The 12309-nt window shown below is 34.3% G+C and carries 8 protein-coding genes; all 8 read left to right on the top strand.

Going from position 1 to position 12309, the window contains the following annotated elements; genetic code table 11:
• Nucleotides 1-12: 12 nt before the first annotated feature.
• Complete coding sequence (gene glmM / locus AAHT65_RS07940) at nt 13-1359, top strand: phosphoglucosamine mutase (RefSeq protein WP_003327882.1); 1347 nt, start codon at nt 13-15, stop codon at nt 1357-1359.
• 432 nt (nt 1360-1791) lie between these two features.
• Nucleotides 1792-3594 carry a glutamine--fructose-6-phosphate transaminase (isomerizing) gene (gene glmS / locus AAHT65_RS07945; protein WP_343311282.1) on the top strand — a complete coding sequence of 601 codons (1803 nt, stop codon included), beginning with the start codon at nt 1792-1794 and terminating at the stop codon, nt 3592-3594.
• Nucleotides 3595-3729: 135 nt separating this feature from the next.
• Nucleotides 3730-4551 (top strand): hypothetical protein, encoded by an 822-nt coding sequence (locus AAHT65_RS07950; RefSeq protein ID WP_343311284.1) that lies wholly within the window; start codon nt 3730-3732, stop codon nt 4549-4551.
• A gap of 257 nt (nt 4552-4808) precedes the next feature.
• Nucleotides 4809-5222, top strand: a complete 414-nt coding sequence (locus tag AAHT65_RS07955; protein ID WP_343311285.1) for a TnsA endonuclease N-terminal domain-containing protein — start codon at nt 4809-4811, stop codon at nt 5220-5222.
• Nucleotides 5223-5236: 14 nt separating this feature from the next.
• Complete coding sequence (locus tag AAHT65_RS07960; protein WP_343311286.1) at nt 5237-5425, top strand: TnsA endonuclease C-terminal domain-containing protein; 189 nt, start codon at nt 5237-5239, stop codon at nt 5423-5425.
• Nucleotides 5426-5632: 207 nt separating this feature from the next.
• Nucleotides 5633-6331: a Tn7-like element transposition protein TnsE gene (locus tag AAHT65_RS07965; RefSeq protein WP_343311287.1), complete on the top strand. Its 699-nt coding sequence runs from the start codon at nt 5633-5635 to the stop codon at nt 6329-6331.
• 76 nt (nt 6332-6407) lie between these two features.
• Entirely contained in the window at nt 6408-11111 is a 4704-nt protein-coding gene (locus AAHT65_RS07970) for a hypothetical protein (RefSeq protein WP_343311288.1), read from the top strand.
• A gap of 71 nt (nt 11112-11182) precedes the next feature.
• Complete coding sequence (locus AAHT65_RS07975) at nt 11183-12238, top strand: hypothetical protein (protein ID WP_343311289.1); 1056 nt, start codon at nt 11183-11185, stop codon at nt 12236-12238.
• Nucleotides 12239-12309: the final 71 nt, after the last annotated feature.

Below are 12309 nucleotides of genomic sequence, written 5' to 3' on the forward strand. Positions count from 1 at the left end.
GAGCGATTATAAATGGGCAAGTATTTTGGAACAGATGGTGTAAGAGGTGTTGCCAACAGTGAACTTACACCTGAGCTGGCCTTTAAAGTCGGTCGTTTTGGCGGGTATGTGCTGACAAAAGATAAACAACGTCCAAAAGTGCTGATTGGCCGCGATACACGCATTTCCGGACATATGCTGGAAGGAGCCCTTGTCGCCGGACTTTTATCAATCGGAGCTGAAGTGATGCGTTTGGGTGTCATTTCAACACCGGGAGTTTCTTATTTAACCAAAGCCATGGATGCCGAGGCGGGCGTCATGATCTCCGCCTCTCATAATCCAGTACAGGACAACGGCATTAAGTTTTTCGGAGGAGACGGATTTAAGCTTTCAGATGAACAGGAAGAGGAAATCGAGCGTCTGATGGATGAGCCTGAGGATAAGCTGCCAAGACCGGTCGGAGCTGATCTTGGCCTTGTTAATGACTATTTTGAAGGCGGGCAGAAATATCTGCAATTCTTGAAGCAGTCAGCGGACGATGATTTCACAGGCATTCATGTAGCGCTTGACTGTGCACACGGTGCCACGTCATCGCTCGCGACACATCTGTTTGCAGATTTGGATGCGGACGTGTCGACAATGGGAACCTCTCCGAACGGCTTAAATATCAACGACGGAGTCGGCTCAACGCACCCTGAGGCGTTAAGTGCTTTCGTAAAAGAGAAAAACGCCGATATCGGCCTGGCTTTTGACGGTGACGGCGACCGCCTGATTGCCGTTGATGAAAAAGGAAATGTCGTGGACGGCGATCAAATCATGTACATATGCGCGAAATACTTGAAATCTGAAGGGCGCCTGAAGGAAGAAACAGTTGTTTCAACAGTAATGAGCAACCTCGGCTTCTACAAAGCCCTTGAGAAAGAAGAAATCAAAAGCATACAGACGGCAGTCGGCGATCGTTATGTCGTAGAGGCAATGAGAAAAGAAGGTTACAACGTCGGAGGCGAGCAGTCAGGACACTTAATTTTCCTTGACTACAACACAACCGGCGATGGACTGCTGTCAGCGATCATGCTGATGAACACGCTCAAAGCATCCGGCAAACCGCTGTCAGAGCTTGCGGCTGAAATGCAGAAATTCCCGCAGCTTTTAGTGAATGTAAAAGTATCTGATAAGTATAAAGTGGAAGAAAACGAAAAAGTAAAGGCAGTCATTTCTGAAGTCGAGAAAGAAATGAACGGTGACGGCCGTATTTTAGTGCGTCCGTCGGGTACGGAGCCGCTCGTTCGTGTTATGGCTGAAGCTCGGACAAAAGAACTTTGTGACGAATATGTCACAAGAATTGTTAATGTCGTCCGGTCAGAAATGGGAATCGAGTAACGAAACGTATAAACAGAGAAGAGAACGAGACAAGCGCGATTGGCATAGAATGATTGTGAGACATGTTGCAAAGATGGTTCATAAATCAATTGACCATTCTTGGCACATGTTGTAAAATCAAGCTTGTCTTGTCTTTGTTTTTCATTCAACAGGAAAGGCAGGATAGTAAGGTACTTATAATTATAGCGCCCGGACTAAGCGCCCGAAAAACGGCTTAGTTGACGAGGATGGAGGTTATCGAAATTTCGGCGGATGCCTCCCGGCTGATTTATCAAGATCACAGCCGTAAGGATTTCTTCAAAACAAGGAGGCGACTCCTTGAACAAAGAGAAATCACATGGTCTTCCAAAATAACATGTATGAGGGGACGACTGAAAGTCCCCATGAAATCGGCTTTCTTCGTCTCCTTGTATAACTTAGGAGGAAGAAAAAATGTGTGGTATTGTAGGTTATATCGGTCAGCTTGATGCGAAGGAAATCTTGTTAAAAGGGTTGGAGAAGCTTGAGTATCGCGGCTATGATTCCGCCGGTATTGCAGTTGCGAATGAACAGGGCGTACATGTGTACAAAGAAAAAGGACGCATCGCCGATCTTCGTGAAGTCGTTGATCAAAACGTCGCTTCTCAAGCAGGTATCGGACATACACGCTGGGCAACTCACGGCGAACCAAGTTATCTGAATGCCCATCCGCATCAAAGCGCATTAGGCCGCTTTACACTTGTTCATAACGGCGTGATCGAGAACTACGTTCAGCTGAAGCGCGAGTATTTACAGAACACAGAATTAAAAAGCGATACAGATACGGAGGTTGTCGTTCAAGTAATCGAGCAATTTGTAAACGAAGGACTTGAGACAGAAGAAGCGTTCCGCAAAACACTTACACTGTTAAAAGGCTCTTATGCAATTGCTTTATTCGACAGCGAGAACAAAGAAACGATTTTTGTCGCAAAAAACAAAAGCCCGCTATTGGTCGGACTTGGAGATACATTTAATGTTGTTGCATCTGATGCGATGGCGATGCTTCAAGTAACGAATGAATATGTGGAGCTGATGGATAAAGAAATGGTGATCGTCACTGATGACCAAGTCGTGATTAAAAACCTTGACGGTGAGATCATGACACGTGCGTCTTATATCGCAGAACTTGATGCCAGTGATATCGAAAAAGGCACATACCCTCACTACATGTTGAAAGAAACGGATGAACAGCCGCTTGTCATGCGCAAAATCATCCAAACGTACCAAGACGAAAACGGCAAGCTTTCAGTGGCAGGCGATATCGCTGACGCTGTAGCTGAAGCGGACCGCATTTACATTGTGGCTTGCGGAACGAGCTACCACGCGGGACTTGTTGGAAAACAATACATCGAAATGTGGGCAAACGTGCCTGTGGAAGTTCATGTTGCGAGCGAATTCTCATACAATATGCCTCTTCTATCGAAAAAACCGCTTTTCATCTTCCTTTCTCAAAGCGGAGAAACAGCGGACAGCCGAGCAGTTCTCGTACAGGTAAAAGCAATGGGCCACAAAGCCCTGACGATTACAAACGTACCGGGATCAACTCTTTCCCGTGAAGCGGATTACACATTGCTTCTGCATGCCGGCCCTGAAATTGCCGTTGCATCAACAAAAGCATACACTGCACAAATTGCCGTTCTGGCAATCCTTGCATCAGTGGCTGCTGAAAGAAACGGCGTTGACATTGGTTTTGACCTCGTTCAAGAGCTGGGAATTGCAGCGAATGCAATGGAAGCCCTTTGCGATCAGAAGGATGAAATGGAAATGATCGCCCGTGAATACCTGACTGTTTCAAGAAACGCATTCTTCATCGGCCGCGGCCTTGACTACTTCGTATGTGTCGAAGGCGCGCTGAAGCTGAAAGAGATTTCTTACATTCAGGCAGAAGGCTTTGCCGGCGGAGAACTAAAGCACGGCACGATTGCCTTGATCGAACAAGGTACACCAGTATTCGCACTGGCAACACAAGAGCACGTAAACCTAAGCATCCGCGGAAACGTCAAAGAAGTTGCCGCTCGCGGAGCAAACACATGCATCATTTCACTGAAAGGCTTAGACGATGCGGATGACAGATTTGTACTACCGGAAGTAAACTCAGCGCTTGCTCCATTGGTTTCTGTTGTTCCATTGCAGCTGATCGCTTACTATGCTGCACTGCATCGCGGTTGTGATGTTGATAAGCCTCGTAACCTTGCGAAGAGTGTTACTGTAGAATAAAGTGTTTTACCCCTTTGGATATGATTGTAGTTTTATAAAAAAGATTGATCATTTATAATAAAGTTTGATAAAAAATAACCTCTTCGTTATGATATCCGTAAGAGGTTATTTTTTATTATTCAAGGTGGAGTGAAAATGTTACCCAAATATAATCCCAATAATCCGAGTCTATTAGAATCGATAGTTTGTTTTACTGATATTTTAGGTTTTTCAAGTTTAATTATAAACACACCTAACCTACAGTCTGGAAATCACTTACTTAAAGATCTTCATAAAATTCTTACAAAACAATATGCGTTAATGAGAGAGATGAACCCATATGGTCATTTTAAAACATTTACTGACAATGTCATACTAGCATATCCAAGATTTGAAGATGGTGAAGGGCAATCAGGTAGTTTGTTTATGTCATTTATTGATTACCAATTAGAGATGACATTAAATGGGTATTTCTTGCGTGGCGGTATTGATTTAGGAGATTACTATGGTGATGATGATTTTGCTTATGGACCAGCGTTAATTGAAGCGCATGATTTAGAAAGTAGTAAGGCAATTTATCCTAGAATTATTTTAAGTGATGAAATGATTAAAATGGTATCGCAACACCTGGGCTATTATGGTTCTGCATCATATGCTCCACAGAATTCACATTTATTAATAGATGAAGATGATAAAGTTTTTATTAATTATTTGTATGGACTACATGAAGTATATAACACGACTGAAGATATCATGGAATATATTCAAAAAATACAAAGTCACAAGGATATTATTTTAACTAAATTGAACAACTTCAAAAGCGATAATAAACTTTATTCTAAATACGAGTGGGTAGCTCAATATCATAATTATTACTGTGATGAGTATTTTGAAAAGAATGCAATTCAACAATTCAATTTGAAAATACCTAGTATACAGAAACGTAATTTTTCTAGAATAGCTATAAATGTGATTTAATACTTATTTAAATTTAGGAAGAAGGTAAAGATAGAATGTCCAAGCGAAAACGTTCGCCCTCTATTGATAAGAAAATATAAAGAAGGTCGCGGACAAGGTTTAGGGGTTGATTATAAGCCGTGGGTGACAATTCAAGATGTACCTTCATTGGGTCGTGTTACACGTTTGAAGGGCATTAAAATCCCTTGCCGTTTTCCAGTTCTTATCATATTTGGAACAAAACTACTTATATTTGTTGGAATATTCCGATTTGGTAATTGATATGTGAACAATATCCACTGCTACCTATTGAAGAAACAATCGTTATTGCAGGTGAGCTAGGTATCAAGCATCCAACTAACCCGAAGACTGGAGAGCCAGTTGAAATGACGACAGATTTTTTAATAACGATTAATAAAGACCAGCAACATCAGTATTTAGCACGCACGTTAAAATACAAAGACGATTTAATGGACGAACGCGTTTTAGAGAAATTTGAGATTGAACGTGTCTATTGGGAACGACAAGATGTTGACTGGGGGATTGTGACGGAGCTAGAAATACGAAAAGACATGGCACATAATATTGCATTTGTGCATGGCTATTCGGACCTTTCTGTTATTGAAGGATTTGAAGAAGTTACAGCATATGAGATAGATGATATGAGCATATATTTTATCAAAAATTATTAGCGGAAGATCAAACGGTGAAACAGCTTGTTAAAGAATTTGAACGTGATTTTGGCATGGCTGTTGGTTGTGGTCTTTCGCTATTTAAGCATTTAGTTATCACTAAAGCGATAGAACTAGATTTATTAGATAAGCTGGATGTAAACCAAATTCAACAAATCAAAACAGTAAGAAAAGATTTTTCTGAGAAGGTGAGAGCAATATGATTCATCGTAAATACACAAAAGACAATTTTCTCTATCAATTAGTTTGGCTACTATCCAATCAAGATTTAAGAAGAGTATTTAAAATGTAGCCTACACATTTATCAATACTGGGCCTGTAAAATTGGAGTGGTTATTTACAAAGCCAATAACAATTAAAGCGATTGTTAAACCAAATTCTAATGGTGGCACAATTCTTAGAATCACCATGTGAAGAACAAACAAATACCTTATAGTGAAATTTTATTTTCACACCCCGAAATCGTACAAACAGAAAAGTCAGGAGCGAAAAAGTACACGATTCATAGTAAAAGCAGTAATGGCAGCCAACAAAATGAATTAACGCTTGATGAAGAAGTTGAAGGTACTACAGATAAATTCGATTTAATTGAAATGGATAATCAAGTGCATGAGTATGCGAAGCTACCGAAAGTAACAAAAATTCGTAGAAACTCTAATATGCAACGTAATTTTGAGGATGAAAATACGAAAAGATATTTTATTGATAATCAAGGTAAAAGAGCTACCTCAGATGTTGGTGGAAATACGGTTACTAAGGGATTAGAAAATAAATCCCTTTACGATATTCAAGTACAAGGAGAAGTGCAGTCGATAAATGTGAACCTTCAAGGGAGTTTGAAGGAGTTTTCTGATATAAAAAGGTTTGTTTATTTGAGTGATGGTGTTACTGAAAGGAAGTATGTGATTGCTGAGATCAAGCTATTTTCAAATAAAGAAGTCAGCGTGATTGAAGTAGAACGTGAAGACAGAGCATTATCAACTTTAATATGTTTCATTAATAACCAGCAGAATAAAAGCTATTGTTATCCTCAAATTTTAAGTGGAATAATTGATAGTCATAGAACTTGGGATAAGGAAAGGTTACATTTTAACAAAAAAATTTTTTGACTTTACGGCATGAAAAGAAAGATTTTAGGCATAGAGCTAAAGCAATAATTAGAAAAATTTATTAAGAGGTAATGTTATGTATAAAGATATAGGTATTAATTGGGATGTGTTTCAATATAAATTTACTGAGAAGGCTAGAGATGTATTTGAACATTTAGCTTATATACTCTTTTGTCATGAGTTTAAAATCGAAACAGGAATATTTAGATACTTTAATCAGCCGTATGTGGAAACTTTACCTGTAACAATTGGAGAAGGATGTATTGGATTTCAGGCGAAATATTACGATGCAGGTACTAGTATTGCTGATAAAAAAACAGAATTAAAAAATGCTATTAAGGGCGCAAAAACTAAATATCCTGAAATTGATAGATTTATAATTTATACGAATAAAGAATTGAGTGCAAGTAGTAAGAAAGATGCTGTAAAGCCTGAATATCAAACAGAAATTGAACAATATGGTCTTGAGAGAGATATTCTTGTGGAATGGAGAGTCAAAAGTAATTTCGAGATAATGTTAATGAGACCTGAATTGGAACTTATTAGAGATTATTTTTTTAATCCAGATTCAGGAATTAAAGGGTACTTAGCTCAAGTTAAACTTCATAGTCAAAGTAAATTAGAGAATATAAAGTCAACTATAAGATATAGAGACCAAATCATTAAAATAAATAATAATAATGATTTTGATATCCACTCTTTTTATGAGTCAGAAATTCCATGTTTAATTATTTATGGTGAGGGGGGATCGGGTAAGTCGGGCTTTGCAAAAGATTTATTAGAAAATGAAAATGGAGCTAATATCGCTTTTAAAGCGACAGATTTTGATGTTACTACTTTTGCAGAGTTCTCACGGAGATTTGGAGAGTATACTTTTGAAGATTATTTAAAGCTTTTCCAAGATGATGAAAATAAGGTTTGTTTGATTGATTCCACGGAAAAAGTATTAGTGATGAATAACCGAGATACATTTAATGAGTTTGTGAACTTATCGATTAAGTATGGATGGAAAATTATTTTTACAGTAAGGACAGTACACAAGGATAATTTTATTAATACTTTTTTACATGGGATAAGATATCAAGAATTAAAGATAGAGACTTTGTCAAAACAAGAATTACAATATTTATTAAAGGATTCAGATTTTCCCCTTCCGAAAGAAGAATCCTATATTAATCTAATTTGTAATTTGTTTTATCTAAATTTATATATTGAGATAGCTTGTGGAAATAATAGCGATATTTCAACAATTGAACAATTTATAGAAAGTATATGGACGTATAAAATTAAAAATACTAATCATTATAGAGAGTTGGATATTCGTAGAGAAAAGACTATTTGTAATATTGTCCTATCTTGTGCGAATAGGGGTGTATATTACTATGAATATCAACTATATGATGATTCAGAAGCAATTGCGGCACTCAGGGAAGATGAAATAATATTCTATGATGAAGTTATGAGAGGATATTCCTTGAGTCATGATATCTATGAAGAAATTGTATTAAAACATATATTTGAAAATTTATATATTAAGAAAGAGGACTGTAAAAGCTTTTTTGAAGAGATTGGTGACAGTTTAGTTGTGAGAAAAAATCTTCGTTTATGGCTTAAAGATAAGTTGGTACAAAAAACAGGAGGTATTAAAGATTTTATTATAGAAGTATTTTATACGAGTAAAATTTCTTCAATTTGGAAAGATGAGATTTTGATAACTTTAATGAGCATTGAAGATAATCAAATTTCAATAAACCTTATAAAACCCATGTTAACTAGAGATGAATACAAATTATTATTCAGGGCAATATTCTTATTAAATACTACTTGTAGAATTATAAATGATGACTTTTGGAATAAAATTTTAACTTCTGAAGAACAAAAATCTGCAAATCTTTATAGATCCACAAAGCCAACTGGAGCAGGATGGGGTTATATTTTTAATTTCATCTATGAAAATCTAACAACAATAGAATGGAAACCTCAAAATATAATGTTAGTTATTGAATGTTTATATAATTGGACTTCACATAATGTAAAAGGCAGTGAAACCAAACATGCAGGTTTAATTGCATTATATTTATACAATAAAGTAAAAGCTGATGAATCGTTAATCTATAAGTTAAATGATAAAAAAATCGAGAAAATAAATAATGTGATATTATCAAGTGCCTGGGAAATTGACAGTGAGTTATCTATCATTGTAGAAGAGGTAACAACAGATACAGATTTCAATCATCTGCATAAATATTATGATTTGTGTGTGCAGGGATTAACTAATGTATATAATTGTGGAAATTTAGTTGACTCGAATCCTAAATTAGTATTTGATTTAGCAAATAAATATTGGTTTTTTAAAAAAGACAGTGTGTTTTATAGTCCACGTGAAATTGAAGATGCTTTTGGACTAAATGACTCAACTTCTCATGATTATTATCCATCAAGTGCTTTTCAAACACCTATATTTAGACTATTGCAGTCTAGCCCTTGGGAGACCATAGATTTTATTATTGATTTATTCAATAAGATAACCATAGATTACTCCAATTCGGAATTGGTCGAGAAGTATGATGAACTCTTAACAATTAAAATTAACCTACCTAATGGAAAAGAAATAGAGCAAGTAGCGAGCGAACGTTTATGGCTGATGCACAGAGGTACATATCCAGCTCCTAATTTACTTGAAAGTATCCTGATGGCGTTAGAAAGATGGTTATTATTCGTTTTCAAAGAAATACCAGGAGTTATAGAAAAGATTTGTATAAAACTATTAAGTTCTCAATCGGCAGCTCTAACATCAGTAGTAGTAAGTTTAGTGGAGGCATACCCTCAAAAGTTATTTAACATCGCATGCATATTAATTTCTTCCAAAGAGATTTTTATATTAGATAACATCCGAGCTGTTAAAGAATTTGGATCAAATTTTTTGAAGGGTGTAGTTCCGGCTAACAAATTATATGAAGATGAGAGAATAAGGACCAATAATCAAGATTTTAGAAAGAAAAGGCTAGAAGATGTAATTCTTGAGTATCAATTAAATTTAGAAAAACTACCTATTGAAGTTTTAGAGAATAGAAATAAAATTTTATATAGTCAACTCGATAAAGTGTTTGAGAAAATAGAGCAATTTGAGGAAGAATATCAATTCGCATACTATAGAATGGATATCAGAAAATTAAAGCCTGATACTGATAATTTTTTCGAAAAGGATGGACACACATATGTCCCTTTGGTGTTCGAACTACCTGCTTCTTTAGTTGAAATTCATAATGAAACGGAAGAGAAAAACAGAAAAATATTTAATAGAAATGATTTGTATATGTGGGCAATTGCACGTTTTGTGCATAAAAGGGATAATGAAAAGTATATAGACTATGAAAATAATCCTTTAAAAGCCTTAGGGGAAGCTAGAGAAATTTGGGAGAGTAAAAATAATGAATATTTTTATCTTCAAAAATATGCTCCAATATATGTTTTCGCTATATTAATAAGGGACTATAAAGAATTAATTTCTGAAGATGACTATCACTACTGTAAAGATAGTATTTTAAATTATATTGAATTAAACATTGAAAGTGGGAATGTTATTCAAGCAGGAAGTGGTTTTGAAGCGGCAATTAATATTTTGCCACTAATACTATCAAATGAAGATATGAGTGACATATCTCTAAAGAAATCTATTGAATTACTTTTAATATTAATACTAGATTCTAATAAACTAGTAATTCAATCTTTTGCAACTAAAATGTGGGAACAAAATTTTAAAATAGCATCAGGTATTTTCTGTGGTTATGTTAAATTAAAACCCCTATATGATTCAGAGGTTACTATATATAATGGAATTTCATCGATTGAATTTATCAATAAAAATCAACATGTAATAAATAATATTATAAAAAATGTCTATGCTATTCCGAATGATTTTTCAAATTTAAGTTATAATTCGTTACTTAATTTAAATATGCTTTTGGCACCAACTAATGAGATTACTGTAATGAAATCAATAGAAATCGGAAAAAATATTTGGGAAGTCTTATTTGAAAAACGACATAAAAGAAGAGAAGATGTTGTAGCAAATATAGAAACCGAAATGGAGTATATTAAATGGTTGGCAAAATATTTGATGTGTATATCATTAGAAGAACAAAAGAAGTTAATAAGAGCTTTTGAACCGTTTATAAATAGTTGTGAAAGCTTTGAGTGGCTTTTAAGAGATATTATTCTTAAACAAGATGAAATGGATAAGTATGATGAATTTTGGAATATATGGAACAATATTCAACCTATTATAATATCTTTATGTAAAAAAACAGAAGAAAGGGATAGAACCGTTTCTTCAAGAGAATATCATGATGATATTCATCAAATAGTTATAACTTATTTATTTGCATTCCATTGGTGGAACGATAAGATAAAATCTTGGCATTCATTAAAGAAGGATGACCATTTATTTTTTAGATATATAAGTTATGAATTAGGTTATAAGCCAGGTGTTTTGTATGCTATTGGAAGAGTTTTAAATACTGTTGGATATAATAATTATCTTTCACAAGGGATTGATTGGTTATATGAAATAATTAGCAATAATCTGCATCTTGAACAAAAAAAGTTAGAAGTAAATACGGAATATTATATAGAAGAGTATATGCAACGATATATTTTAGAAAATAGATTAAGTTTCAAGAAAAAACCCGCATTACGTAACAAAGTGATAGTTGTTTTGAATTTTTTGGTCAATAGAGGTTCTACAGTTAGTTATATGCTAAGGGAAGCTATTGTGTAGTAAAAATAGTTGAATGCTAACTTAAGATTATTATCTTTAAAGATAAATATGAAATAGTAGGAGTGTATTTAATGGTGAAATGTAAAGAATGTCAAAGCGCTTTACTGTTAACTCCTGAAAGTAATTATTGCGAAGAATGTACTGTAGAATTTTTTAAGTTTTCGCTTTTTAAGAGTATTGAATCTTGGGGAGAAACTTTGTTTAAAGATGACTTTTTATTTTATAGAAGCGAAACTTATTTAAGAGAACAATTTAATGGTATGGAATATACAGTAGAAAATATTAATCGATTAATTGAAGATATTAAATGCATTATTAAAGCGCATTTGTCTTTTTATACAAGAGAAGATGTAATAATGGTAATGCTTATGCATAGGCAATATTTTAGAGCTGCAATTGATTCAGGAGATAAAGAATACTGGCTTTGGATGAATGAATATGGTATTACAAATTTGTTGATTGAACTAGTTTATGAAATTGATAATGATGATTTTCTTGGTACCTCTATAGGTGAATTAGAAGCGGGGTATTGTAACTTGGTTACTGCAATTTCCTTATCGAGAATATTAATAAACTTAGAGAATGTGTTAGATAGTATTTTTAAAGATAGACAAGAAAAACTTGATATTTCAGAGATATTAGAACGTCAAAAACAAGATGAAATAGTAGATACATACTATGAAAAATCAAAATTCGATTCTAGTATCGAGAAACCAGAGAATTACGTTATTAAAAATAAAAATTTATTATCTAAATTAGAAGAAATGAATTTGGATCTTTTATCAATGAAAGAAAAGGTAGAAGAGTTTCTAAAAGAAAAGTATGGTATTACCTCTGAAGAAATACGCTCTGTAGTTGCAATGCCTTTTAGATTAAAAAGTCTGTTTGACGAATATACATTTGGATATCAATCTTTACAATTAATTATGATTAGTAAAGAAAAATTATATGAAATCATCAAATGTGAATTGGGATTAGACAGGACCAAGTTTGAAAAAATAATAGATTTATTTTCTTTAAAAAATTTAAGTATACAACAAAGTATAAATAATAGGATTATTTATGAGTTGAAATCTATAATAAGGGTAAATGGTCTCGTTATTTTTGGACCGTATGATTTAATTTAAAACTATGGAGTTTTTAAAGCTTTACATCACTCAAGTCATTTTCCATATTTCTTTATTAAGGATTATCAAAA

The sequence above is a fragment of the Bacillus atrophaeus genome, assembly GCF_039519175.1.
In the GTDB taxonomy this organism is placed as follows: domain Bacteria; phylum Bacillota; class Bacilli; order Bacillales; family Bacillaceae; genus Bacillus; species Bacillus atrophaeus.